The sequence below is a fragment of the Mesorhizobium sp. C372A genome (assembly GCF_030323245.1).
In the GTDB taxonomy this organism is placed as follows: Bacteria; Pseudomonadota; Alphaproteobacteria; order Rhizobiales; family Rhizobiaceae; genus Mesorhizobium.
Genome location: NZ_CP100475.1, coordinates 3,607,843 through 3,633,122 on the forward strand (window position 1 = coordinate 3,607,843; position 25,280 = coordinate 3,633,122).

The 25,280-nt window shown below is 63.1% G+C and carries 25 protein-coding genes; 18 read left to right on the forward strand and 7 right to left on the reverse strand.

Annotation, left to right across the window (positions count from 1 at the left end; genetic code table 11):
- The first annotated feature begins 96 nt into the window (after positions 1-96).
- A complete protein-coding gene (locus NLY42_RS17105) occupies positions 97-969 on the forward strand; it encodes a helix-turn-helix transcriptional regulator (protein WP_023697054.1) in 873 nt (290 codons plus the stop codon).
- A gap of 9 nt (positions 970-978) precedes the next feature.
- On the opposite strand, the gene NLY42_RS17110 is transcribed toward NLY42_RS17105, so the two are convergent.
- Positions 979-1,608 (reverse strand): TetR family transcriptional regulator C-terminal domain-containing protein, encoded by a 630-nt coding sequence (locus NLY42_RS17110; RefSeq protein WP_023668211.1) that lies wholly within the window; start codon positions 1,606-1,608, stop codon positions 979-981.
- Positions 1,609-1,863: 255 nt separating this feature from the next.
- Here NLY42_RS17110 and aptA point away from each other — a divergent pair, with 255 nt between their 5' ends.
- The 6 genes from aptA (at position 1,864) to NLY42_RS17140 (ending at position 7,293) form a co-directional block, all read left to right on the forward strand.
- Entirely contained in the window at positions 1,864-3,192 is a 1,329-nt protein-coding gene (aptA, locus tag NLY42_RS17115; RefSeq protein WP_023668212.1) for an omega-aminotransferase AptA, read from the forward strand.
- A gap of 139 nt (positions 3,193-3,331) precedes the next feature.
- Positions 3,332-3,751, forward strand: coding sequence for an endonuclease domain-containing protein (locus NLY42_RS17120; RefSeq protein WP_245260016.1), 420 nt, complete (start codon positions 3,332-3,334; stop codon positions 3,749-3,751).
- Between the two features lie 3 nt (positions 3,752-3,754).
- The gene (locus tag NLY42_RS17125; protein WP_023756377.1) at positions 3,755-5,005 is read left to right on the forward strand and encodes a Zn-dependent hydrolase; all 1,251 of its coding nucleotides are present in this window, start codon (positions 3,755-3,757) and stop codon (positions 5,003-5,005) included.
- 62 nt (positions 5,006-5,067) lie between these two features.
- Positions 5,068-6,519 carry a dihydropyrimidinase gene (gene hydA, locus NLY42_RS17130; protein WP_023668215.1) on the forward strand — a complete coding sequence of 484 codons (1,452 nt, stop codon included), beginning with the start codon at positions 5,068-5,070 and terminating at the stop codon, positions 6,517-6,519.
- Positions 6,516-6,893: a hypothetical protein gene (locus NLY42_RS17135; RefSeq protein ID WP_023668216.1), complete on the forward strand. Its 378-nt coding sequence runs from the start codon at positions 6,516-6,518 to the stop codon at positions 6,891-6,893. The genes hydA and NLY42_RS17135 overlap by 4 nt, the downstream gene beginning before the upstream one ends.
- A 16-nt stretch (positions 6,894-6,909) precedes the next feature.
- Positions 6,910-7,293 (forward strand): hypothetical protein, encoded by a 384-nt coding sequence (locus tag NLY42_RS17140; protein WP_023729378.1) that lies wholly within the window; start codon positions 6,910-6,912, stop codon positions 7,291-7,293.
- Between the two features lie 17 nt (positions 7,294-7,310).
- On the opposite strand, the gene NLY42_RS17145 is transcribed toward NLY42_RS17140, so the two are convergent.
- Entirely contained in the window at positions 7,311-7,715 is a 405-nt protein-coding gene (locus NLY42_RS17145; protein WP_031193071.1) for a cupin domain-containing protein, read from the reverse strand.
- A gap of 110 nt (positions 7,716-7,825) precedes the next feature.
- Between NLY42_RS17145 and NLY42_RS17150 the strand changes: the two genes are divergently transcribed.
- The 4 genes from NLY42_RS17150 to NLY42_RS17165 all read left to right on the forward strand — a co-directional run bounded on the left by NLY42_RS17150 (position 7,826) and on the right by NLY42_RS17165 (position 11,997).
- Positions 7,826-8,617, forward strand: coding sequence for an ABC transporter ATP-binding protein (locus NLY42_RS17150; protein ID WP_023668219.1), 792 nt, complete (start codon positions 7,826-7,828; stop codon positions 8,615-8,617).
- A gap of 340 nt (positions 8,618-8,957) precedes the next feature.
- The gene (locus NLY42_RS17155) at positions 8,958-9,836 is read left to right on the forward strand and encodes an ABC transporter permease (protein WP_023668221.1); all 879 of its coding nucleotides are present in this window, start codon (positions 8,958-8,960) and stop codon (positions 9,834-9,836) included.
- Positions 9,833-10,987, forward strand: coding sequence for an ABC transporter permease (locus tag NLY42_RS17160; protein WP_023753550.1), 1,155 nt, complete (start codon positions 9,833-9,835; stop codon positions 10,985-10,987). Before NLY42_RS17155 ends, NLY42_RS17160 begins: the two co-directional genes overlap by 4 nt.
- A gap of 38 nt (positions 10,988-11,025) precedes the next feature.
- A complete protein-coding gene (locus NLY42_RS17165) occupies positions 11,026-11,997 on the forward strand; it encodes an ABC transporter substrate-binding protein (RefSeq protein ID WP_023682178.1) in 972 nt (323 codons plus the stop codon).
- A gap of 48 nt (positions 11,998-12,045) precedes the next feature.
- Here the strand turns inward: NLY42_RS17165 and NLY42_RS17170 are convergent, their stop codons facing one another.
- The gene (locus tag NLY42_RS17170) at positions 12,046-12,504 is read right to left on the reverse strand and encodes an Lrp/AsnC family transcriptional regulator (RefSeq protein ID WP_023682177.1); all 459 of its coding nucleotides are present in this window, start codon (positions 12,502-12,504) and stop codon (positions 12,046-12,048) included.
- Between the two features lie 123 nt (positions 12,505-12,627).
- Between NLY42_RS17170 and NLY42_RS17175 the strand changes: the two genes are divergently transcribed.
- A complete protein-coding gene (locus NLY42_RS17175) occupies positions 12,628-13,911 on the forward strand; it encodes a cystathionine gamma-synthase family protein (RefSeq protein ID WP_023668225.1) in 1,284 nt (427 codons plus the stop codon).
- 245 nt (positions 13,912-14,156) lie between these two features.
- Here the strand turns inward: NLY42_RS17175 and NLY42_RS17180 are convergent, their stop codons facing one another.
- The 3 genes from NLY42_RS17180 to NLY42_RS17190 form a co-directional block, all read right to left on the reverse strand.
- Positions 14,157-15,806 (reverse strand): thiamine pyrophosphate-binding protein, encoded by a 1,650-nt coding sequence (locus NLY42_RS17180; protein ID WP_023735984.1) that lies wholly within the window; start codon positions 15,804-15,806, stop codon positions 14,157-14,159.
- Entirely contained in the window at positions 15,803-16,978 is a 1,176-nt protein-coding gene (locus tag NLY42_RS17185; protein ID WP_023668227.1) for a CaiB/BaiF CoA transferase family protein, read from the reverse strand. Before NLY42_RS17185 ends, NLY42_RS17180 begins: the two co-directional genes overlap by 4 nt.
- Before the next feature lie 82 nt (positions 16,979-17,060).
- Positions 17,061-17,993 carry an alpha/beta fold hydrolase gene (locus NLY42_RS17190; RefSeq protein WP_023753549.1) on the reverse strand — a complete coding sequence of 311 codons (933 nt, stop codon included), beginning with the start codon at positions 17,991-17,993 and terminating at the stop codon, positions 17,061-17,063.
- 133 nt (positions 17,994-18,126) lie between these two features.
- On the opposite strand from NLY42_RS17190, the gene NLY42_RS17195 reads away from it, so the two are divergent.
- From NLY42_RS17195 to NLY42_RS17210, 4 genes are all read left to right on the forward strand, one after another.
- Positions 18,127-19,008, forward strand: a complete 882-nt coding sequence (locus NLY42_RS17195) for an alpha/beta fold hydrolase (protein ID WP_023753548.1) — start codon at positions 18,127-18,129, stop codon at positions 19,006-19,008.
- Positions 19,005-19,454 carry a MarR family winged helix-turn-helix transcriptional regulator gene (locus tag NLY42_RS17200; protein WP_023741716.1) on the forward strand — a complete coding sequence of 150 codons (450 nt, stop codon included), beginning with the start codon at positions 19,005-19,007 and terminating at the stop codon, positions 19,452-19,454. Before NLY42_RS17195 ends, NLY42_RS17200 begins: the two co-directional genes overlap by 4 nt.
- Positions 19,455-19,552: 98 nt before the next feature.
- Positions 19,553-20,560, forward strand: a complete 1,008-nt coding sequence (locus NLY42_RS17205) for a ribonuclease T2 family protein (protein WP_023741715.1) — start codon at positions 19,553-19,555, stop codon at positions 20,558-20,560.
- A 70-nt stretch (positions 20,561-20,630) separates the two neighbouring features.
- A complete protein-coding gene (locus NLY42_RS17210) occupies positions 20,631-21,245 on the forward strand; it encodes a hypothetical protein (RefSeq protein WP_156933741.1) in 615 nt (204 codons plus the stop codon).
- Positions 21,246-21,250: 5 nt separating this feature from the next.
- On the opposite strand, the gene NLY42_RS17215 is transcribed toward NLY42_RS17210, so the two are convergent.
- A complete protein-coding gene (locus NLY42_RS17215; protein WP_023753546.1) occupies positions 21,251-22,537 on the reverse strand; it encodes a GGDEF domain-containing protein in 1,287 nt (428 codons plus the stop codon).
- 235 nt (positions 22,538-22,772) lie between these two features.
- On the opposite strand from NLY42_RS17215, the gene ettA reads away from it, so the two are divergent.
- Together ettA and tam are read left to right on the forward strand one after the other, a co-directional pair.
- On the forward strand, positions 22,773-24,422 hold the full coding sequence (gene ettA, locus NLY42_RS17220) for an energy-dependent translational throttle protein EttA (RefSeq protein ID WP_023688009.1): 1,650 nt from the start codon (positions 22,773-22,775) through the stop codon (positions 24,420-24,422).
- 49 nt (positions 24,423-24,471) lie between these two features.
- Positions 24,472-25,242 carry a trans-aconitate 2-methyltransferase gene (tam, locus tag NLY42_RS17225; protein WP_023753545.1) on the forward strand — a complete coding sequence of 257 codons (771 nt, stop codon included), beginning with the start codon at positions 24,472-24,474 and terminating at the stop codon, positions 25,240-25,242.
- Positions 25,243-25,280 lie beyond the last annotated feature (38 nt).

Below are 25,280 nucleotides of genomic sequence, written 5' to 3' on the forward strand. Positions count from 1 at the left end.
CAGAGCCTCCATCTCTCTGGATGGAAGATGGGGCGCCTGACCCAGCCCAAACAGTTCAAACTTTATCCTGGTATCAATACTGCTATAATAGCTCTCATGGATGCCCCCACGCACTCCGCTGAAGACAGCCGCCGGCGCGAGCTTGGCGCCTTCCTGCGCTCGCGCCGCGAAAGATTGACGCCGTCCGCCACCGGCATCGCGACCGGCCTGCGGAGACGCACGCCAGGCTTGCGTCGCGAGGAAGTGGCGATGATCGCCGGCGTCGGCACCACCTGGTACACATGGCTAGAGCAGGGGCGCGAGGTCAGACCCTCGGTGGAGGTGCTAGCGGCGCTCAGCGAAGCGCTGCGCCTCGACGCCGTTGAAAGGCGGCATCTGTTCATCCTGGCAGGCCGCCAGCAACCGGAGAACCGCGTGGCTGCGCCGGAAAAGGTCGATGGCCCGCTAATGCATATGCTGGAGAGCCTGGTGCTGCAGCCGGCCTATGTCGTCGGGCGGCGCTGGGATGTGCTGGCCTGGAATCCGGCTGCGGTAGCGGTGTTCGGTGATTATGGCCTGCTAGAGGGCGACGCCCGCAACATCGTCCACATGGTGTTCACCAATCCGCATCACCGGCGCCTGCTGGTTGACTGGGAGCAATTGGCGCGCACCGTGCTGGCCTCGTTCCGGGCGGAAAGCGCCCGCTATGTGGGCGATGCGGATTTCGAGCGGCTGATCGTGCTTATGACGCGCTCAAGTCCGGAGTTTCGCGACTGGTGGCCGCAACGCGACGTGGCACGCCGATTGTCGGGGGTGAAACATGTCCGACATCCGAGCGCCGGCGCCATGACGTTCGAGCATATGAGCCTGTCGATCGACGACGGCTCGGACATGAAGCTGATCGTCTACACGCCGCTGGCCGAACAGAATTCGATCGAGAAGCTGCAGAATTTGCTTGAGGCGATGCCGGCGGAGCGCCGCAGCGCCTGACGCCCAAGGTCAGCCCTTCGGCTTCAGCCCATCAATGAACAACTGCTCCAGAAACCGCGCCGCATCCTCGAAGCGGCCGTCGCCGCCGCGATCGGGCCCAAGCACCGCGCGGACCTGGACATCGAAATCGGCATAGTGCTGCGTCGTCGCCCAGATCGAAAAGATCAGGTGCCAGGGATCGGTGCGGGCGATTTTTCCTGCGCGCATCCAGCCCTTGATGACGTTGGCCTTCTCGTCGACCAGCGTTTTCAGCTCACCCGCCAGCAGCGGCATGATGCGCGGCGCGCCTTGCAGGATCTCGTTGGCGAACAGCCGGCTTTCCCTGGGAAAATCACGCGCCATTTCGAGCTTGCGCCGGATGTAGCTCCTGAGCTCGGTCAGGGGGTCGCCGATGTCGTCGAGTTCACGTAGCGGCGCCAGCCACGTCGCCAGCAGCCGCTCCATCAGCGTTTCGTGGATGTCTTCCTTGCGGCGGAAATAGTAGAGCAGGTTCGGCTTCGACATCCCGGCGGCCTCGGCGATCTGGTCGATGGTCGAACCGCGAAAGCCGTTGGCGGAGAAGACTTCGAGGGCTGCCTCCAGGATCAGTTCGCGCTTTTCCTGCTGGATGCGGGTGCGGCGAGGGGCTGAGCCTTCCATGGCGCCGCTCACCCCTGCAAGCCTTGGCCGCAGGGTTCATCTGGACCAATTCTCTGGACCAGTTTTTCTCTTACCCGTGGAGCGCACTTCGCAGGCCGCATTTCCGCTAGTAATCCCTTGACCGCCGACAGGGCGGTGCTAACGTTTGTCCAATCGGTCAAAAATTTGCGTAGCATGAAAACGCAGCAAAGACCAAGCTTTGGAAAGACCAAGCGTTAGCCGCACCGAAACAGGTTACAAGGGGAAGTCTTGGTCATGTCCAACCGGCTGAAAGTCACGCCGAACGATCTCAGCGCATTCTGGATGCCGTTCACGGCAAACCGGCAGTTCAAACAGGCGCCGCGCATGTTCGTGTCCGCCAAGGACATGCACTACACCACCAGCGACGGCCGCAAGGTGCTCGACGGCACCGCCGGCCTCTGGTGCGTCAATGCCGGCCATTGCCGTCCCAAGATCACCGAGGCGATCCAGCACCAGGCGGCCGAACTCGACTATGCGCCGGCCTTCCAGATGGGCCACCCCATCGTGTTCGAGCTGGCCAACCGCCTGGTCGATCTCGCGCCCAAGGGCATGGACCATGTCTTCTTTACCAATTCCGGTTCGGAATCGGTCGAAACGGCGCTGAAGATGGCGATCGCCTATCACCGTGTGAAGGGCGAGGGCGCGCGCACCCGCCTGATCGGCCGCGAACGCGGCTATCACGGCGTCAATTTCGGCGGTATCTCGGTCGGCGGCATCGTCACCAACCGCAAGATGTTCGGCACGCTGCTCGGCGGCGTCGACCACATGCCGCACACGCATCTGCCGGAAAAGAACGCCTTCTCCAAGGGCGTGCCGGAATATGGCGCGGAACTCGCCAACGAGCTGGAGCGCATCGTTGCCCTGCATGACGCCTCGACCATCGCCGCCGTCATCGTCGAACCGGTCGCCGGCTCCACCGGCGTCATCCTGCCGCCGAAGGGCTATCTGCAGAAACTGCGCGAAATCTGCACCAAGCACGGCATCCTCTTGATCTTCGACGAGGTCATCACCGGTTTCGGCCGTCTCGGCGCGCCGTTCGCAGCGGATTATTTCGGCGTCACGCCCGACATCATGACCACCGCCAAGGGCGTCTCCAACGGCGTCATCCCGATGGGCGCGGTGTTCGTGAAGAAGGAAATCCACGACGCCTTCATGACCGGCCCCGAGCACATGATCGAGTTCTTCCACGGCTACACCTATTCGGGCAATCCGATTGCGTGCGCCGCGGCACTCGGCACGCTCGACACCTACAAGGAAGAGGGCCTGCTGACCCGCGGCGAGGAACTGGCGCCCTACTGGGAAGATGCGCTGCATTCGCTGAAGGACGAGCCGCATGTCATCGACATCAGGAATATCGGCCTGATCGGCGCGATCGAACTGGCGCCGATCGCCGGCAGCCCGACCAAGCGGGCCTTCTCGGCCTTCGTCAAGGCGTTCGAGCGCGGCGCGCTGATCCGCACCACCGGCGACATCATCGCGCTGTCGCCGCCACTGATCATCAGCAAGGGCCAGATCAACGAATTGATCGACCATGTCAGAGAAGTGCTGAGGGCGATCGATTGACAAACCGGGCGCGGATAGCCCTCCCCCTCGAGGGGAGGGTGGCCGCGAAGCGGTCGGGTGGGGTCGGTGCGACCGGACGCCGACCTGCTCTTTTGTTCCAAGGCCGCTCCTGATGCCCCGTACCCGCGTGAGCTTCGAAATGCGCCAGAAGGCGCGAGCGCTTCGAGTTCACGCGACCAAGGGAGAATCGCTGCTGTGGTATGAACTGCGGGACCTGAAATCAGCCGGCATCAAGTTTCGCCGTCAGTGCCCGATTGGGCCGTACATCGTGGATTTTGCCTGCTTGGCGGTGAAGCTGATCGTTGAGGTCGATGGCGACATGCACGAACACGACAGGGGTAGGCGGCACGATGCCGTTCGCGATGCTTATCTGCGATCGCTCGGATTTGAAGTCTTCCGTGTTGACGAGCCCGATGTCATAAACAGCGCTTGGCACGTCGCGCAGGTGGTCAAAGAGAAGGTCGCGCGCGTCGCGGGCGACCCCACCCGACCGCTTCGCGGCCACCCTCCCCTCGAGGGGGAGGGGGACGCCGCCGCCCCGCAACCGATGAGGTTTTAGAGCATGGCCGCCCCAGGCGAGAATCTGCGAATCAATTCAGACCGTTTGTGGGATTCCATCATGGAGATGGCGAAGATCGGCCCCGGTATTGCCGGCGGCAACAATCGCCAGACCGTGACCGACGAGGACGGCGAGGGACGGCATCTGTTCAAGCGCTGGTGCGAGGCGGCCGGGCTCGAAATGGGGCTCGACGAAATGGGCACCATGTTTGCCCGCCGGGAAGGCGCTGATCCCAGCCTGCCGCCGGTTTATGTCGGCAGCCACCTCGACACGCAGCCGACCGGCGGCAAATATGACGGCGTGCTCGGCGTGCTCGGCGGGCTGGAGATCATCCGCTCGCTTAACGATCTCGGCATCCAGACCAGGCATCCGATCGTCGTTACCAACTGGACCAATGAGGAAGGCTCGCGCTTTGCCCCGGCGATGATGGCGTCCGGCGTGTTCGCCGGTGTGCTCGATCAGGCGGACGTGTATCAGCACACTGATAAACAGGGCAGGAAATTTGGCGAGGAGCTGGAGCGCATCGGCTGGAAAGGCACCGAGAAGGTCGGCGGTCGCAAGATCCACGCCTTCTTCGAACTGCATATTGAGCAGGGGCCGATCCTCGAGGACGAAGGCATCGACATTGGCGTCGTCACCCACGGCCAGGGCCTGAAATGGCTGCAGGTAACGCTGACCGGCAAGGAGGCGCATACCGGCTCGACCCCGATGCCCAAGCGCCGTAATGCCGGTCTAGGCATGGCGCGCGTGGTCGAACTGGTGCACGAGATCGCCATGGACTACCAGCCCGACGCCGTCGGCGCGGTCGGCCACATGGAGGTGTTTCCGAACTCGCGCAACATCATCGCCGGGCGCACCGTCTTCACCATCGACATCCGTTCGCCCGAGAAGGAAGTGCTGGACGCGATGGATGGGCGCATACGCGAAGGCATCGACACGATCTGTGAGGCGCTCGACATCCAGTACAAGGTCGAGCAGGTCGGCGCTTTCGATCCGGTCACCTTCGATGCCGGCTGCGTCAAGGCGATCCGCGACGCCGCCGATCGGCTCGGCTATTCCCACCGCAACATCGTCTCCGGCGCCGGCCACGACGCCTGCTGGATCAACCGAGTTGCGCCGACCGCCATGGTGATGTGCCCCTGCGTTGACGGGTTGTCACACAACGAGGCTGAGGAAATCACCAAGGAATGGGCCGGCGCCGGCGCCAACGTGCTGTTCCATGCGGTGGTAGAGACAGCGGGGATCGTGGCGTGAACTAAGATCTGTATTCAAAACGACGCTCACAAGAAGCGCGAAGAGAACAAGGGAACACGACAATGACCAAAGTTATCCGAAACGGCACCATCGTCACCGCCGACCGAACCTGGAAGGCGGATGTGCTGATGCAGCACGGCAAGATCGTCGCCATCGGCTCGAACCTGCATGGCGACCATGAGTTCGACGCCAGCGGCTGTTACGTCATGCCGGGCGGCATCGATCCGCACACCCATCTCGAAATGCCGTTCATGGGCACCTATTCGGCCGACGATTTCGAGTCCGGGACGCGTGCGGCCCTTTCCGGTGGCACCACGATGGTGGTCGATTTCTGCCTGCCGGCGCCGCAGCAATCGCTGCTGGAAGCGTTGCAGATGTGGGACAACAAGACCTCGAAGGCTGCCTGCGACTACTCCTTCCACATGGCGATCACCTGGTGGGGCAAGCAGGTGTTCGACGAGATGGCCACCGTCGTCGACAGAGGCATTACCTCGTTCAAGCATTTCATGGCCTACAAGGGCGCGCTGATGGTGGACGACGACGAGATGTACGCGTCGTTCCAGCGCTGCGCCGATCTCGGCGCGCTGCCGCTTGTTCATGCCGAGAATGGCGACGTGGTTGCGGCGCTGTCGCAAAAGCTGCTCGCCGCCGGCAATAATGGCCCCGAGGGACACGCCTATTCGCGGCCGCCGGAAGTGGAGGGCGAGGCGACCAACCGCGCCATCATGATCGCCGACATGGCCGGCGTGCCGCTCTATGTCGTGCATGTGTCCTGCGAGCAGAGCCACGAAGCCATCCGCCGCGCCCGCCAGAAGGGCATTCGGGTTTTCGGCGAGCCGCTGATCCAGCATCTGACGCTGGATGAAAGCGAGTATTTCGACAAGGATTGGGACCATGCGGCGCGCCGCGTCATGAGTCCGCCCTTCCGCAACAAGCTGCACCAGGATTCGCTGTGGGCCGGCCTGCAGGCGGGATCGCTGCAGGTGGTGGCGACCGACCACTGCGCCTTCACCACCAAGCAGAAGCGCAACGGCCTCGGCGATTTCACCAAGATCCCGAACGGCACTGGCGGGCTTGAAGACCGCTTGCCCGTGCTGTGGACGACGGGCGTCAACACCGGGCGGCTGACGATGAACGAGTTCGTCGCGGTGACTTCGACCAACATCGCCAAGATCCTCAACATGTATCCTAGGAAGGGCGCCATCGTCGAAGGCGCGGACGCCGACATCGTGGTGTGGGACCCCAGCGCCAAGAAGACCATCACCTCGAAGAAGCAGCAATCGGTGATCGACTACAACGTCTTCGAAGGTTTTGAGGTGACCGGCCTGCCGCGCTTCGTCTTTTCGCGCGGCGAATTGTCGGTCGAGGAAGCGGAGGTCAAGGCCAAGCCCGGCCATGGCGAATTCGTCGCCCGCGAGCCGAACGCGGCGGTCAACCGGGCTCTGTCGACCTGGAAGGACATTACCGCGCCGCGCAAGGTGGAACGCACCGGCATTCCGGCGACAGGCGTTTGACGTTGCGGAGCCCGGGGGCGCTCATTTCACTGGTCGTGGCGATGGTGGTCGCTGGTCCGGCAACAGGGGCCGAGAGGCTGGCCGGCTCCTGGGGCAACGATGCCGGCTGTGTCTTTGCAAAGGCCGGTTTTCAGGGCCGGGACGATTATATCGTGCTGACCGCCGAAGGCATCGAGACCTATGGCAGCGGCTGCCGGTTCGCGCAGCAATTGACGTGGGCGCCGGGCACGCAATCGCTTGATGCGACCTGTTCCGCCGAAGGCGAGGCGGGGACGACGGCTGAAACCGTTGTGGTCACCAACAAGGGCGAGGGTGGGTTCTTCGTGACCATTCCCGGTCTTGAAGAAATGGGGCCGTTGCAACCGTGTTCGTGACGTTGGAGCTGGGGGAATGAGCGCGCGCGGTTTGGGGCCGTCTGTTGCGATGATAGTCGTTCTGGCTGCGGGTCAGGCCCTTGCGGCAGGCATCGACCTGACGAAACCCTATGGGGACAAATATGGCTGCATCAACCGCAATGGCCAGGAAGTCGCCGCCGATCGGATGCTGCTTTTGACCGACGAGGCATTGGTCACCGCCGCCAGCGCCTGCACCTTCACGGACAAGCAGGCGCAGGCTGATGGGTCGCTGGTGGTGACGGCAACATGCGAGGCGGAAGGCGAAGAAGGACAGGAGCCGACCAAATTCACCATCAAGCGCAGCGCCAAGAACGCCAAGAAGCTGACGGTGGCCGACGACGACGGCAATGTCATGGGCGAAGTGGCGCGGTGCAAATGACGGCAGTCCCGTCAGCGTCAGGCCACCAGCGCATCCAGTTCCGGCAACAGGACGACGCTTTCCTGTTCATTGGGATCGGTGCGGGCGATGACGGCCGAGGACGGGGCGTTGCTCAGATTGGCCGGCAGATGCGGTACGCCGGCCGGGATGTAGAAGAGGTCGCCGGCCTTGACGACGATGTGGTTCTCGAGCCTGTCGCCATACCATGTGTGGACCTCGCCCGAGAGCACATAGATCGCCGTCTCATGGCTTTCATGCAGATGCGCCTTGGCGCGGGCGCCAGGCGGCAGGGTGAGCAGATGCATGCAGATGCCGGACGAGCCGACCGTCTCGGCTGCAATGCCGGCAAAATAGGTCAATCCCTGCTTGCCTTCATAAGTGCTTTCAGGACGGATAAGGTGACAAGTGGGTTTGGGCGACATCGGCAAGGCTCCGGGCGTCGATTGGGTGGGATTGGACGAGTGGAAAGCAACATCAACGCGAATGCAACGGCATTTCATCCTGGGCGGCTGCGAGAAGCAGGCAGCAAGCGATGACGGGACGATCGCCAGCCGTCGTCTCGGCAAGCAAACTTGGCCTTACCTTTCAGACCAATGACGGTCCGGTAGAGGCGCTCTCCAAAGTCGACCTGACAATCGGCAAGGGCGAGTTCGTCTCCTTCATCGGCCCATCTGGCTGCGGCAAGACCACCTTGCTGCGCGTCATCGCCGATCTGGAAAAACCGACATCGGGCACGATCTCGGTCAACGGCATGACGCCGGAACAGGCGCGCGAGAAACGCGCTTATGGCTACGTCTTCCAGGCGGCAGCCCTTTTCCCGTGGCGCACGATCGAGCGTAACGTGGCGCTGCCGCTGGAGATCATCGGCCTTTCGAGAGCGGAGCAGGCCGAGCGCATCAAGCGCACGATGGAGCTCGTCAACCTCTCCGGCTTCGAGAAGAAATACCCTTGGCAGCTTTCCGGCGGCATGCAGCAGCGCGCTTCGATCGCCCGCGCGCTCGCCTTCGACGCCGACCTGTTGCTGATGGACGAGCCCTTCGGCGCGCTGGACGAGATCGTGCGCGACCATCTCAATGAACAGCTTCTGGAATTGTGGGCGCGCACCAACAAGACGATCTGCTTCGTCACCCATTCCATCCCCGAGGCGGTGTATCTGTCGACGCGCATCGTCGTCATGTCGCCGCGCCCAGGTCGGGTTACCGACATCATCGAATCGACGCTGCCAAAGGAGCGGCCACTGGATATCCGCGAGACGCCGGAATTTTTGGCGATCGCGGCCAGGGTACGCGATGGCTTGCGGGCAGGGCACAGCTATGATGATTGAGGGGGTAGCGAATGAGTGCGGACGTCGCCGCCACGCCTTCGTCATCCTAGGGCGAAGCAAGGAGCGAAGCGACGCGGCGCAGACCCTAGGATCCATGCCGTTACCTATACGGTTCGCAACGGTGCAAAACGGTGCACACGCCGCTGCGCCCGCGAAGGCGAACATTCTCAACCGCTTATACCCCTCGGCCAACGTCACGGAATGGATCCTAGGGTCTGCACGACGCTTCGCGTCGCTCCGCCCTAGGATGACGAACGCGGAGGTGGTCGGCCTCCGCTTCGCTCCGGCCACCCTCTCCCCGTTGGGGAGAGGAGGGCGCCCCGCTGGCGAGGCGCGATAGATGGACACCTTCCGCGAAAAACTCATCCCCGTGACCTCCATCCTCCTGGGCGTGGTGGTGCTCTGGTATGTCTTCGCCGTCATCCTAAACGCGCCCTTCCAGCGCGACCTCGACCGGCGCGCCGGGGAAACCCACGACACCGTCGAATTCATCGGCAAGACGCTGTCGCAGCCCAAGCCGACGCTGCCGGCGCCGCATCAGGTGGCGGTGAACTTCTTCGAGAACACCTTCCTGCGGCCCATCACATCGAGCCGAAGCCTCGTCTACAATGCTTGGGTGACCCTGTCGTCGACGTTGCTCGGCTTTGCCTTCGGCACGGCGCTCGGCATCGTCATCGCGGTTGGCATCGTGCATGTGGCGACGCTCGACCGCAGCCTGATGCCGTGGATCATCGCCTCCCAGACGATTCCCATTCTGGCGGTGGCGCCGATGATCATCGTCGTGCTGGGGGCGATCGGCATCAGCGGTCTGATCCCAAAGGCGATGATCTCGACCTACCTGTCGTTCTTCCCGGTGACGGTGGGCATGGTGAAGGGCCTGCGCTCGCCCGAACTCATGCATCTCGACCTGATGCACACCTACAATGCCAGTGTCTCGCAGACCTTCTGGAAGCTGCGGGTGCCGGCCTCGGTGCCGTTCCTGTTCACCTCGATGAAGGTGGCGGTGGCGGCGAGCCTGGTCGGCGCCATTGTCGGCGAACTGCCGACCGGTGCTGTCGCCGGCATCGGCGCCAAGCTTTTGGCAGGCGCCTATTACAGCCAGTCCATCGACATCTGGTCCGCCCTTGTGGCGGGCTCGGTGGTGGCGGCCCTTCTGGTCATGGTGGTCGGCATAGCCGGGCGCCTCGTTGACCGCGCGATGGGCGGGAGGCCGGCATGAACTGGCTGAAGCCCTCCTGGCAAGCGGTGCTGGCCATTACGCTGTGTCTTGTAGCCCTGTCGCTCGGCGCGATGTCGAAGCCGGAAGCGGCCACCCTTGCAGACCCGACGGCAAGTTTCGACTACCCCTATTTCGGTATAAAGACCCCGATGATCGGCCTGGCCGTGCTGGCGGGGCTGATCTCGATGCTCAGGATTTCGGCGGTGGCCGAGGCTGCGGTGCTGTTTATCGGCGCTCACCTTGTCGCCTGGATGCTGATCTCGGGCATTACAGGGTTCGAAGGCATGGCATTGGCGCCGTATTTCCTGCTGCTCGCCGCTGCCTGGCTGCTGGCATGGCGCTGCGTCGCCGTGCTGTCGGGGCTTCGCCCGATGGCAAAAGGGGCGCGGATGGCGCTGCGCCTCATCATACCGGCGATCTTCGGCGCCTGGATCCTGATCATATGGGAAGCGATGACGCGTGGCGCCGGCATTCCCTTCATCCTTTTGCCGCCGCCGAGCGCCATCGGTGTGCGCATCGCCAGTTCCCTGCCGGTGCTCGGCGCCGATATCAGGCAGACCATCTTCAAGGCGGTGATCTTCGGTTATGTCATCGGCAGCGGCGCCGGCTTCCTGGTGGCGATTGCGGCCGACCGCGTGCCGTTCCTGCGCCGCGGTCTGCTGCCGATCGGCAATATGGTCTCGGCGCTGCCGATCATCGGTGTGGCGCCAATCATGGTGATGTGGTTCGGCTTCGACTGGCCGTCCAAGGCCGCGGTCGTCATCATCATGACCTTCTTCCCAATGCTGGTGAACACGGTTGCCGGTCTTGCCGCCTCCGGCCATATGGAGCGCGACCTGATGCGCACCTATGCGTCGGGCTACTGGCCAACACTCTTGAAGCTCCGGCTGCCGGCGGCAGCGCCCTTCATCTTCAACGCGCTGAAGATCAACTCGACGCTGGCGCTGATCGGCGCCATCGTCGCCGAGTTCTTCGGCACGCCTGTGGTCGGCATGGGCTTTCGCATCTCGACCGAGGTCGGGCGGATGAACATCGACATGGTCTGGGCCGAAATCGCAGTTGCAGCACTGGCGGGTTCGGTCTTTTATGGCGTGGTCGCTCTCGTCGAGAGAGCCGTCACGTTTTGGCATCCCTCTGTCCGTGGTGGATAGGGCGGTGGGTTCGGGTGTTAACTTCAGAGGGTAAAAACATGAAAAGACTGATCATTCCGATGCTGGCCGGCGCGATGTCGCTGGCCGCGTTCCAGGCAATGGCCGCCGACAAGGTGACCTTGCAGCTGAAATGGGTCACGCAGGCGCAGTTTGCCGGCTACTATGTCGCCAAGGCCAAGGGTTTTTATGAAGCAGAAGGCCTCGACGTCGACATCAAGCCGGGCGGTCCCGATATCGCACCCGAGCAGGTGATCGCCGGCGGTGGCGCCGACGTCATCGTCGACTGGATGGGCGGGGCGCTCGCCGCGCGCGAAAAGGGCGTGCCGCTGGTCAACATCGCCCAGCCGTTCAAGAAGGCCGGTATGGAGCTGGTCTGCCCGAAGGACGGCCCGATCAAGACCGAAGCCGATTTCAAGGGTCACACGCTGGGCGTCTGGTTCTTCGGTAACGAATATCCATTCTACGCCTGGATGAACAAGCTCGGCCTGAAGACCGAAGGCGGCCCGGACGGCGTCACGGTTTTGAAGCAGAGCTTCGACGTGCAGCCGCTGATCCAGAAGCAGGCGGATTGCATTTCGGTCATGACCTACAACGAGTACTGGCAGCTGATCGATGCCGGCTACAAGCCGGACCAGCTCACCGTGTTCAACTACTCGGCGATGGGCAACGACCTGCTTGAGGACGGGCTCTATGCCTCGGAAGACAAGCTCAAGGATCCGGCTTTCGAAGACAAGATGGTGCGTTTCGTGCGCGCCTCGATGAAGGGCTGGAAATATGCCATCGACAACAATGACGAGGCCGCGGGCATTGTCATGGACGGCGGTGGCCAGGACGAAAACCACCAGAAGCGGATGATGAGCGAAGTCGCCAAGCTGATCGACAATGCCGACGGCAAGCTCGACCCGGCGACCTACGAGCGCACCGCCAAGGCGCTGCTCGACCAGAAGATCATCACCAAGGCGCCGACCGGCGCCTACACCACAGCCATCACCGACAAGGCGATCAAATAAGCCTGGCCAGGCAATTTCGACCTCGAGAGCGGCGCCTTTGACCAAATGTCAGAGGCGCCGTTCCTTTATGGTGTTCATGACGAAGCTGGTCTCGATCGACGCGACGCATTTCAGCCGCGCGATCTTTTCCTTGATGAAGCGCTCGTACTGTTCGAGGCTGCCGGTCACCACTTTCAACACATAATCGCGTGACCCGGTGACGAGGTGGCATTCCAGTACCTCTTCCCAACCGCGGATGGCGTCTTCGAACATGACGATCTCGTCCTCGTTCTGGCGGCTGAGCCGGACGGTGGCGATGGCGACCATGTTCCAGCCGAAGGCGGCCGGGTCGACCAGCGTGGTATAGCCCCGGATAATGCCGGCCTCCTCCAGCCGGCGTACCCTCCTCAAACATGGCGACGGCGACAGGCCGATGCGCTCCGCAAGCTCATTGTTGGTGATGCGGGCGTCGGCCTGCAGCTCGCGCAGGATCTTGCGGTCGAAATCGTCGGCTATCTTCTGTTGCACTTTTGCTCTCGCTCGGCAATTTGTTGCCGGGATGCAGCCATGCGAGGCCGAAAATAGCAAGGACTGGTGGACCGGGATCGCATAAATTGCTGGACGAGACTCCTCCAGAACGCAGGAAAAGCCATGACCGCGCCGCGCCCGTCGAAAACCCACATCGGCAACCACAAGCTCCATCCGGAAACGTTGATGTTGAGCTATGGCTTCGATCCGCAACTGTCGGAAGGCGCCGTCAAGCCGCCGGTGTTCCTGACCTCGACCTTCGTGTTCAAATCGGCGGAGGAGGGACGCGACTTCTTCGACTACACATCCGGCCGCAAGGAGCCGCCGAGCGGCACGGCGTCCGGCCTGGTCTATTCGCGCTTCAATCATCCCAACTCGGAGATCGTCGAGGACCGGCTGGCGGTCTATGAGGGAACGGACGCCTGCATCCTGTTCTCGTCGGGCATGTCGGCGATCGCCACGACGCTGCTCGCCTATGCCCGGCCGGGCGATGTCATCCTGCATTCGCAGCCGCTTTACGGCGGCACCGAGACGCTTTTGACGCGCACGCTGTCCGGCTTCGGCATCGGCGCTGTCGGCTTCGCCGACGGCGTCGACGACAAGGCGGTGCGGGCCGCTGCTGATGCAGCGGTGGCGAAGGGGCGTGTCTCGGTCATTCTCATCGAAACGCCGTCGAATCCGACCAACAGCCTGGTCGACATCGCACTGATCCGGAAGTTTGCCGACGAGATCGGCGCAAGCCAAGGATCAACGCCGATCATCGTCTGCGACAACACGCTGCTCGGCCCGGTGTTCCAGCGACCGATCGAACATGGCGCGGATGTCTCCGTCTATTCGCTGACCAAATATGTCGGCGGCCATTCCGACCTGATCGCCGGTGCGGCGATGGGCAGCAAGGCGGTGACCAAGCCGATCAAGGCGCTGCGCGGCGCCATCGGCACGCAACTCGACCCGCATTCCTGCTGGATGCTCGGCCGCTCGCTGGAGACGCTGTCCATCCGCATGGAGCGCGCCAACGACAATGCGCGGCTCGTGGCCGAATTCCTGCGCGATCACGCCAAGGTCGAGAAGGTGCATTACCTGCCGTTCCTGGGCGAGGATACGGCAGCGGGACGGGCCTACAAGGCGCAATGCAGCGGCGCCGGGTCGACATTTTCTTTCGATATCAAAGGCGGAGAGAAGGCGGCCTTCGCATTTCTCAACGGGCTGCAAATATTCAAGCTGGCGGTGAGCCTCGGCGGCACGGAGTCACTCGCCAGCCACCCGGCGGCGATGACGCACTCCGGCATTCCCTTCGACGTGCGCCAGCGCATTGGCGTGCTGGAGACCACGGTCAGGCTGTCGATCGGCGTCGAGCATCCGGACGATCTTATCGCCGACCTGACGCAGGCGCTGGCAGCGGTCTGATAGCTCGCTTGTAGATATCAGGAAAGGGGCGATCGTCTTGGCAGCGTCGGCGGGACAGCACCCCCCTCTGTCCTGCCGGACATCTCCCCCTCAAGGGGGGAGATCAGCAGCTCTGACCATAGCGCCCTGTCTGCAACGCTGCAGATTGGCGAAGGGCGACATGACATCCAATCTCCCCCTTGAGGGGGAGATGTCCGGCAGGACAGAGGGGGGTGTGACGGAACTCGGCTTTCCCTGCTAACTTCTCAGCTCTTGTCGCGGATCTGCGTCATCGTCCGCGTCGGCGTGATCGCCTCGGGGTCGAGCCTGATTTCGACGATCGCCGGCTTGCCGCTGGCGCGGGCACGCTCGAAGGCAGGGGCAAAATCTGCCGTGTTCTCGACCGTCTCGCCGTGGCCGCCATAGGCGCGGGCAAGAGCGGCAAAGTCAGGGTTCTTCAGATCGGTGGCGACGACACGGCCGGGATAGTCGCGCTCCTGGTGCATGCGGATGGTGCCGTAGATGCCGTTGTTCACGACGATAACGATGATCGGCAGGTCGTATTGCACGGCGGTAGCGAATTCCTGTCCGTTCATCAGGAAGCAGCCGTCGCCGGCAAAGGCGATCACGGTGCGGTCGGGATGGAGCGCCTTGGCGGCAACCGCGGCCGGCGTGCCATAACCCATCGAACCGGAGGTCGGCGCGCCCTGCGTGGCGAAGCGGCGAAAGCGGTGGAAGCGGTGCAGCCAGGTGGCGTAATTGCCGGCGCCGTTGGTGAAAATGGCGTCGTCGGGCAGAACCTTTTCCAGGTAATTCATGATCGGTCCCATCTGGACCGTGCCGGGGCCGGTCTCAGGAGGCGTCGACCAGTCGAGGTAGGCAGCGTGTGCTTTCGCTGTCTCATCCGCCCAGGCTGGCGCGGAGGCTGGCTTGCGCTTGGCGAAGGCTTCGACGAAGGCTGACGGCGCAGCGTTGATCGCCAGGGTCGGCCGGTAGACACGGCCGAGTTCGCCGGCATCGGCATGGACATGGACCAGCGTCTGGTCGGGATAGGGGCTTTTCAGCAACGTGTAGTCGGAGGACGGCATCTCGCCCATGCGGCCGCCGATCAGCAGCACCAGGTCGGCCTGCTTGATGGCGGTGGCCAGCGTCGGGTTGATGCCGATGCCGACATCGCCGGCATAGTTCGGGTGCAGATGGTCGAACAGCATCTGGCGGCGGAAGGAGCAGCCGACCGGCAGCGACCAGGCCTCGGCAATGGTGCGCATACGTGCCACCGCTTCCTCGTCCCAGCGTGTGCCGCCGAGGATGACGAAGGGACGCTTGGCTTTGGCCAGAAGCTTTTCCAAAGCATCGAGTTCGGCTTCGCCGGGCCGGGTTTCGACCGGCGTGTGCGGCAAGGCCGCGGGCGCGTCGACAAGACTGGTCAGCATGTCCTCCGGCAGCGAGACGACGACGGGGCCGGGGCGGCCCGATGTCGCGACAGCAAAGGCGCGGGTGACGAGTTCGGGGATGCGCGCGGCATCGTCGATCTCCACCACCCATTTGGCGATGTCGCCGAAGAAGCGCTTGTAGTTGACCTCCTGGAAAGCCTCGCGCTCCTTGGCGTGGCTGGCGACCTGGCCGATGAACAGGATGACGGGTATCGAATCCTGCATGGCAATGTGAATGCCGGCCGACGCATTGGTGGCGCCGGGGCCGCGGGTGACGAAGCAGATGCCGGGCTGGCCGGTCAGCCGCCCCTGGCAGTCGGCCATCATGGCGGCGCCGCCTTCCTGTCGGCAGACAATGGTGCGGATGGGCGAGTCATGCAATGCGTCGAGCACCGCGAGATAGGATTCGCCGGGCACGCAGAAGATGCGGTCGGTGCCGTTCGCCTCGAGTGCGTCGACAATCAGTTGTCCACCGGTCTTCATCGTCCAGACTTCTCCAGTTCGGCAAGAATTTCTTCGGTATGTTCGCCAAGGCGTGGCGAAGGGCGTTCATAGACCAGCGGTGTGCCGGACATCACCATCGGCGCGCGCACCGAGGGCAGACGATTGCCATGGCCATCGTCGAGGTCGAGGCGCATGCCGCGTGCGATCGTCTGCGGGTCGGCAAACATCTGGCCGATATTGTTGATCGGGCTCGCCGGCACGCTTGCCGCTTCGAGCTTGGCCAGCAACGGGTCTCGGTCCCAGTTCTTCAGCGTCTCGATCATGTGCTCGCGCAATTTCACCCGGTTGGCGACGCGGGCCGGATTGGTGGCGAAATCGGGATTCGCTGAGAGATGGTCGAGTCCGACGGCGGCGCAGAATTTGGCGAACTGGCCGTCATTGCCGACCGCCAGGATGATATGGCCGTCCCTGACCGGGACAACCTCATAGGGCGCAATGTTCATATGCGCATTGCCCATCTGCACCGGCGCCTTGCCGGAGACGAGATAGTTGAGGTTCTGGTTGCCGAGTGCGGAAATCTGCGTGTCGAACAGCGCCATGTCGATATGCTGTCCCTGGCCGGTCTTTTCGGCATGGCGAAGCGCTGCCTGGATGGCGATCACCGAATAGAGGCCGGTGAAGATGTCCGATATGGCGACGCCGGCTTTTTGCGGCTCGCGCCCGACCTCGCCGGTGATCGACATCATGCCGGCCATGGCCTGGATGATGAAATCATAGCCGGCGCGGGGTGCGTAAGGCCCATCCTGGCCGAAGCCGGTGATCGAGCAGTAGACGAGCTTTGGATTGATCGCCTTCAGGCTCTCGTAATCGAGCCCGTATTTCTTGAGGCCGCCGAGCTTGAAGTTCTCGATCAGAATGTCGGCCGTGGCAACCAGCCGGCGCACCGTCTCGGCCCCTTCGGGCGTCGAGAAATCGACGGCGATGGAGCGCTTGCCGCGATTGCAGGAATGGTAATAGGCGGCCGACAGGTTCTCGCCATCATGGCTCATGACGAAGGGCGGACCCCATTTGCGGGTATCGTCGCCGCCGTCGGGGCTCTCGACCTTGATGACATCGGCGCCGAGATCGGCCAGCAATTGTCCTGCCCAGGGGCCGGCCAGGATGCGGGCGAGTTCGACGACGCGGACGCCTTTCAGCGGAGGTTCAGCCATAAATCACCAAAAACGGGTCGGAACCGCAGCCTCTATCAACCCGGGATGCCGCTGTCACGGGCCTTGCGGTAGGCCAGCGATGTCACTCTTTGAGCACGCTATCGGCCCAGGCAGCGAAATCGTCCATAACGGTGTCGCGGTTCACCTCGTTCAGGCTTTCGTGGCGGGTGTCGGCGTAAACCTTTGAAACCAGATTCGAAAAGCCCATCGCGCGCATCCGCTTGGTGAGATGATCGATGCCTTTGCCATAGTCGGAGGCCGGATCCTTCTCGCCGCCGACGATGCTGACGGGCAGGTCGCGCCTGATGCCGGCAAAGCCCGCATCCTTGCCGCCTTTCTGCGCCATCTCCACGACATCGCGCCACATCGAGATCGAGGCATCCCAGCCGCACAGCGGGTCGGCAATGTACTTGGCCACTTCAGCCTCGTCGCGCGACAGCCAGTCGAACGGCGTCTTGTGGTTGGGCACCGCCTTGCCCCAGGCCTGGAAGGTCAGTTTGGGCAAGACGCGTGAGGGAACATCGGAGCCGAGCCTGAAGCGCTCATAAGCGAGGATGGCGAGTGCAAGCTGACCAAGCAGGCCTTGTGAGAAATTGCCGTTCCAGATCGCCGCGGCGTGGACGCGCGGCGAGTGCGCCAGCAGGTAGTTGAGCGCCACCGACGCACCCATCGAATGGCCGAACAGGATGACCGGCAGGCCGGGCTGCTCCTTCGCAATCAAATCGTGGACTGCGTCGACATCGGAGATCACCTTGGCCGGGCCGCTTGTGCCGGCGAATCTGCCGAGCGGGGCATCGGGCGCCTTGGTCGCGCCATGGCCGCGATGGTCGTGGACGTAGACATGAAAGCCGCGGGTGCTGAGGTAATCGGCGAAGCGGGCATAGCGCGCGGCGCGTTCGGCCAGGCCGTGATTGACCTGGACTACCGCGCGTGGAGAGCCCCCCGCGTGCTTCACATAGAGATTGAGCGTGGCCCCGGTCGGTGAGGCCAGCGTCGTCTGCTTGTCAAATGCCATGTCTCGCTCCCTTGGCGACTGTTGGGCGACGGCGTGACCGACGTCAAGGGGAGGTCGAAATCAGCCGGCGTCACTATTGACAGTGTGCTGTCAATTTGGCTATATGACAGCATGCTGTCAATTGGATCGGAGCATGACCATGAAAACCGTTTCGCGCCGCGCGTTTCTGCTGGCGAGCCTTTCATCCGCAATGCTCCTGCCCGGCATTGCTTCCAGCCAAACCAGGGAGATGACCATGAAGACCATTGCCGGCCCGCAGGGCCAGCTTGCCGGCTACGACATCAAATCCGGCGGCGGCCTGCCGATCCTGTTCGCGCATGGCGATTGCAGCCGCGCCACACAGTGGAACCGGGTGATGCAGCTCACCGCAGGTGGCCGTGAGGCGGTCGCCTTCGATTTTCGCGGCCATGGCGCATCGGCGCCTGCAGCTGATGCCGACTACGGCTATGACGGCCGTGCCGACGATATTGGTGCGGTGGCCGATGCGTTCGGCCTGAAGCGGTTTGTCCTCGTTGCACATAGCGGCGGCAGTGGGGCCGCGCTCGCCTATGCCGCCGGCCATCCCGACCGTGTTGCCGGCATCCTGCTGGTCGATCCGGCGACCGATCCGCGCGCCCTGCCCAAAGAGATTCGCGACGGGTTCGTGCACGATCTGGCGGGGCCAAACGGCGGCGACGTCCTGAGCGCTTATTACATCTCGATCGCCGGCTCCAACCCAGATGTCCGCAAACAGGTCATCGCCGATGCGGCGGTGGTCGATCCGGCGGCTCGGGCAGGCGTCGGCAAGGCGCTGGCGGAATGGAATCCCGAGCCGACGCTCGACGCCTATCGTGGGCCGATCTTCGTGCTGGCCACGGAGGCCAATGACAATGCGGCGGCTCTGTTTCGGCTGCGCAGCCGAATTGGCCACAGAACCGTCGCCGGTTCCGGCCATTGGGTGATGCTTGACAAGCCGGAGGCGGTGGCTGAAGCCGTCAACACTTTCGTTTCCACCATCGAGGCCGGCCAGAAATGACAAGCAGGACCGAAGCCGGAGATGTGCTCACCGAACTGGTGCTTGCCGTGTTCCGGCTGAATGGCGGGTTTCTCGACGCGGCCGACCGGCTGGCGGAGCCTGCCGGGTTGACGGCGGCGCGCTGGCAGGTTCTGGGCGCGGTGCTGAAGGAGCCGAAATCGGTGGCCGACATTGCCCGCGACATGGGGCTTGCGCGCCAGAGCGTGCAGCGCCTGGCCGATATTCTGGCCGCCGAAGGGCTTGCCGCCTATGCGGACAACCCGGCGCACCGCCGCGCCAAGCTCCTGGCGATGACCGATGCCGGCCGGGCCGCGATCAGGGATATCGGCACGCGCCAGCATGTCTGGGCCAACCGCATCAGCGAGGGCATCGGGCCTCGCGTGCTTGAGACCGCGCTTGATCTGCTGCGTATGTTGACGAAGCGGGTCGAGGAGGGCGGGGTCTGATCGACCGAGCGATTGTTTTTTGCGGCGGACGAAAGAAATCGTAATTCTGACATGTCACACGTTTCTAGCTTGCGCTATGAAACGCTAGGAGTGCTGGAATGCGGATATCGGCGATATGGGGTGCGGTGTTGGTGGCGCTGGCCGGTGTCGGCCTAGCGCGCGCCGATGTGAAGATGAGCGGCTCCTTCGTGGCCGATGCTGCCTGTCCAGCAACGCAGGCAATCAAGAGCGGCAAGAACCCCGGCAATATCGCGACAACGGCTGGACAGAGCTACGACCTCCTGGCCGGCAACAAGGATGCGCCGACGCATTACCTCATCCGCGTGCCGGGCGCCGATCCTGAGCGTCGCTGGGTCAAGATCAGCTGCGGTCATGTCACCGGCGGCAGCGCAGCCGCCCTGCCGGCCGCGCCCGCCGATCAGGGCAAGCCTGCGGCTTCGGGAAAACCCGAATATGTTTTCGCGCTGAGCTGGCAGCCGGCCTTCTGTGAAACCAAGTCGAGCAAGCCCGAATGCCAGGCGCAGACGGCGGGCGGCTTCGACGCGTCGCATTTCACGTTGCATGGGCTCTGGCCGCAGCCGAATGGCAATTTCTATTGCCAGGTGCCGGCGAGCGACAAGGCCAATGACAATCCGGCCCATTGGGCAGACCTGCCGCCGGTCAACCTCGATGCCAATACGCGCGCCGAACTCGACCAGGTGATGCCGGGCACCGCCTCCAAGCTCGAACGGCATGAATGGATCAAGCACGGCACCTGCTACGGCAAGAGCCAGCAGGAGTATTTTGCCGAGGCGCTGAACCTGATGCGGGCGGTGAATGCCTCGCCTGTGCGCGAGCTCTTCACCAGGAACGTCGGCAAGCAACTGACTTCGGACCAGATCCGCAGCACCTTCGACAGCGCCTTCGGCGCCGGGGCGGGCGCGCGGGTGCGTGTCTCCTGCCTGGTCGATCCGTCGAGCGGCAGGCGGCTGATCGGCGAGCTGACGCTGGGCCTGACCGGCCCGATCGGCCCCGACAGTTCGCTGGGCACTCTCATGCTCGCCTCGGCGCCGACGACCAAGGCGGGCTGTCCGAAGGGTTCGGTCGATGCGGCCGGGTTCCAGTAGGATATCCGTCTGTCGCTTAGCAGTGACGCGGTGATACGGTCTGGATGTGTTTCATTCGGCGGGGGTGGCGATGAGTGGCATGACATCAGGCGGGCTGGCGCGGCTGGCTTTCTGGGCCAGGGGAATGACAGCCATAAAAGACGGCCGCATGGAATGGCCGGGCTTTTCCTATACCGATGCCGAGTGGGCGCGCATGCGCGTGCTTGCCGCGCCGATCGGGGCAGGCCGCTACCAGCTGTTCACTTGGGTCAATGCCGCGATCTTCATCGCCATTGCCGCGCTCGGCATCGTCTGTGTCTTCCTGCCGCTGGCGACACTTTTGTTTCCGGTGCCGGCCGAGACCAGCGCGCTCAAATTCTCGGCTCTGCTGGCGGCGTGTGCCTTCCTCATAATCGGGCTCGGCTTGCCGATCTCCATGCGCCTGTCGAGCGCGTTGGCCATCTCCCGGGAGATGCGCGCCGGTCTTGTCGGCGAAGCCGGTGACGAAGCGCTGGCGGCAAAAGTGTCTTGGCAGATCAACCGCATCATGCTGGTCATGTGCGGCCTGCTGGTGCCCGGCATTCTGTTGTTCATCGCTTATGACATCGATGCCAGTCCGATCATCACCGTGCTGAAATGGCTGGCCATCGCGCTGATAGCCGTTTCAGTTGCGGTCGGCGCGTTGCAGCAGCGCAAGCGGAGCTGACAGCCTTATCTGCTGACGCCACGCGTGGGCAATGTCCACGCAGTTAGGTCTTCGGCATCGTCATGCGCTTCGCCGACGACGCGGTCACGCCCGGTGGACTTGGCCCTGTAGAGACGCTCGTCGGCAAGGGCGAAGAGATCGGCAAGCGAGCCTACGGTCTCATCGACAGTGGCGATGCCGGCGCTGACGCTGATGTCGAAGCGGTTTCCGCACGCCTTGACGGCCTGGCGGAGGTTTTCTCCGAGCAACCTGGCGACCGCATGCGGTTGCGAGCAAAGGATGGCGAACTCCTCGCCGCCGATCCTGAAAACCTGATCGTGCGCGCCGGCCGCCTGGGTCAGCACCTGGGCGATCGATCTCAGCACCCTGTCGCCCTCGGCATGGCCGAAGCGATCGTTGATCGACTTGAAATGGTCGACGTCGACGATCAGCAGGCTGAGCGGCTGGGCCGTGCGCAGGCTGACAGCAACCAGACGTTCGCCGTCGCTGTCAAAGCGTCCCCTGTGCAACAGGCCGGTGAGGCCGTCGCGGCCGACATGTTCGACCAGGGCTTCGTAGCGCTCGCGGTAGGTCAAGGTATCGAAGACGTCGGACAATCCGCGCGGTGCGGTAACCCGCCGCGTTTCGAACCATCTGAGGTAGGCGACAAGCATGGCGCTGTAAGCAAAAGCGGCACCCATCTTGGCGAACCAGCCGCCGAAGAAGACGGCGATCGGTGCGCCTGCGACGAAATGCAGGGCGGTGAAAAATCCGGCCTGGTCGAAGGTGAGCACGCAGGCGACGCAAATCAGGATGCGGGAGAACGGCGCCTTGCGCAGATAACGCCCGAGCTTTTCGTAAAGCAGGATGATCAGGATGGCGTCGATGAAGAGCAGCGTCGTGCCCCACACCATCAGCCAGCCCAACTGGTCGATGAAACCGATATCGGGAAGCTTGCCGTCGGAAAGGGCTGAAATATCGTGCAGGCGCAGGATCAGGACCAGCCCGATCATCAAGGCGTTGCCGAGCAAAAGGCCATAGATCGGCTGGCGCACCGTGGCCGCATCTTCCTTCATGTAGAGCAGAAGCAGCATCACCAGCTTGCCGGAAAACAGCACCGCCGAGCCTGGTGAGACCATGCCGAAGGGCAGGGCGACATAGAAGACGCTGGCGAGATAGGTTTCGAGGAAATGCATGGCGCCCAGCGCGCAGACGAAGACGCCGAGGCCGATGCGATCCCTGAAGCGGAACAGCGTGACCATGACGCTGAAGTAGACGACCGCTTCGGCAAGGAGCAGGAAACTGTTCAGCACTACCTTCGGTCCGATCTCTACTTTCGATCGCGACAGGCCAGCGATCGATCCTGTTTTGACGCTGAAGGGTTAACCGGGGATTTCAACGCTCCCAACAACCGGCGGAAAACTTAACGTGCGGTGTACACCCGGCTTGAAATGGCAAAAGCGATTGCCGTTCGGCCCGGCATCGCCTACATAGCGGCCAACCTCCATTCAATCCGACATTTTCGGTCAATCATCAAGGAAAGCGCGCGTGGCACGCCAGTTCATCTATCACATGGCCGGCCTCAACAAGGCCTATGGCACCAAGAAGGTGCTTGAGAATGTCCATCTCTCCTTCTATCCCGACGCCAAGATCGGCATCCTCGGCCCCAACGGCTCGGGCAAGTCGACGATCCTCAAGATCATGGCCGGGCTCGACAAGGAGTGGAACGGCGAAGCGTGGCTCGCCGAAGGCGCCACCGTCGGCTATCTCGCGCAGGAGCCGGCGCTCGATGCCAACAAGACGGTGTTCGAGAACATCATGGAAGGTGTCGCCGCCAAGACCGCCATCATCGAGCGCTACAACGAATTGATGATGAACTACTCCGACGAGACGGCCGATGAGTCCGCCAAGCTCCAGGACGAGATGGACCGGCTCAATTTGTGGGATCTCGAACAGCAGGTCGAGATGGCGATGGAAGCGCTGGGCTGCCCGCCCAAGGATTCCGAGGTCACCAAGCTTTCGGGCGGTGAGCGCCGCCGCGTCGCGCTCTGCCAGCTGCTGCTGCGTCAGCCCGACCTCTTGCTGCTCGACGAACCGACCAACCATCTCGACGCCGAAACCACGGCGTGGCTCGAAAAGCATCTGCGCGCCTATCCGGGCGCCGTGATGATCATCACCCACGATCGCTACTTCCTCGACAATGTCACGGGATGGATCCTCGAGCTCGATCGCGGCCGCGGCATTCCCTATGAGGGCAACTACACCAAATACCTCGAAGCCAAGGCCAAGCGCCTCAAGCAGGAAGGTCGCGAGGACGACGCCCGCCAGCGCGCTATCGGCCGCGAGCGCGAGTGGATCCAGTCCAGCCCGAAAGCCCGCCAGACCAAGTCCAAGGCGCGTATCCAGGCGTTCCAGGACCTGCTGGATGCAGCCGACAAGCGGCGTCCGAGCGATACGCAGATCGTCATTCCGCATGGCGAGCGGCTCGGCAATGTGGTGATCGAGGCGGAAGGCTTGTCGAAGGGCTTTGGCGACACGCTGTTGATCGAAGGCCTGGAATTCAAGCTGCCGCCGGGCGGCATCGTCGGTGTCATCGGCCCGAACGGCGCTGGCAAGACGACGCTGTTCCGCATGATCACCGGCCAGGAAACGCCGGATGCCGGCTCTGTCCGCATCGGCGAAACGGTGAAGCTCGGCTATGTCGACCAGAGCCGCGATGCGCTCGATCCGTCAAAGACGGTGTGGGAGGAGATTTCCGGCGGCGCAGAAGTGGTCAAGCTCGGCAAGTTCGAGGCCAACACGCGCGCCTATTGCGCGTCGTTCAACTTCCGTGGCGGCGACCAGCAGCAGAAGGTCGGCAACCTCTCCGGCGGCCAGCGCAACCGCGTCCATTTGGCCAAGATGCTGAAGACCGGCGGCAATGTGCTGCTGCTCGACGAACCGACCAACGACCTCGACACGGAAACGCTGGCGGCGCTCGAAGACGCGCTGGAAAATTTCGGTGGCTGCGCCGTCATCATCTCGCACGATCGTATGTTCCTCGACCGCCTGGCCACCCACATCCTCGCCTTCGAGGGCGACAGCCATGTCGAATGGTTCGAGGGCAATTTCGAGGATTACGAGCAGGACAAGATCCGCCGGCTCGGCCCCGAGGCCGTCAACCCGCACAGGATGACGTACAAGAGGTTGACGCGGTAAGGGAGCAACCGGGGCGGCGAATTTCTCAACTGATACGAGGAAAGCTTGAATGACCGACTGGTCAGCCGCCCAATATCTGAAATTCGAGGATGAGCGCACGCGGCCCGCGCGCGATCTTGTTGCGCAGGTGCCGGTGGATTTCCCGCGCCGGGTGGTCGACATCGGCTGCGGCCCGGGTAATTCGACCGAGCTGCTGGTCGAGCGCTGGCCGGATGCTGATATCAGCGGCTTCGACACCTCTCCCGACATGATCGAGAAGGCGAAGGCGCGCCTGCCCAGCGTCAATTTCGACCTCGCCGATGCCTCGACATGGCGACCGGCCGAGCCGGTCAACGTCATCTTCGCCAACGCGGTATTCCAGTGGCTGCCCACCCACCCGGTAGTGTTCCAGCGGCTGATGGGCTTTCTCGCCCCCGGTGGCGCGCTCGCCGTCCAGATGCCCGACAATCTGCTTGAGCCGTCGCATCAGGTGATGCACGAGACGGCCGCCGAAATGCCGTTCGCCGCCAAGATGGCAGGTGCTGCGCGCGGACCGCTGCCGGCGGTGTCGTTCTATTATGATCTCTTGTCGCCGCTCTCCGCCCGGGTGGATATCTGGCATACGGCCTACAATCATCCGCTGACCGACGCCGAGGCGATCGTCGAATGGGTGAAGTCGACGGGGCTGAAGCCTTTCCTCGATCCGCTGGACGCCGACGAGCGCAAGATCTTCCTCGACAGCTACACGGCCAAAATTGCCAAGGCCTATCCGAAGACCGCAAACGGCAAGGTGCTGCTGCGCTTTCCGCGTATCTTCATCGTCGCCAAGCGGGCCGGCTAGCACTCCCGATGACATCCGGCCACAGCCTATGCTTTAAG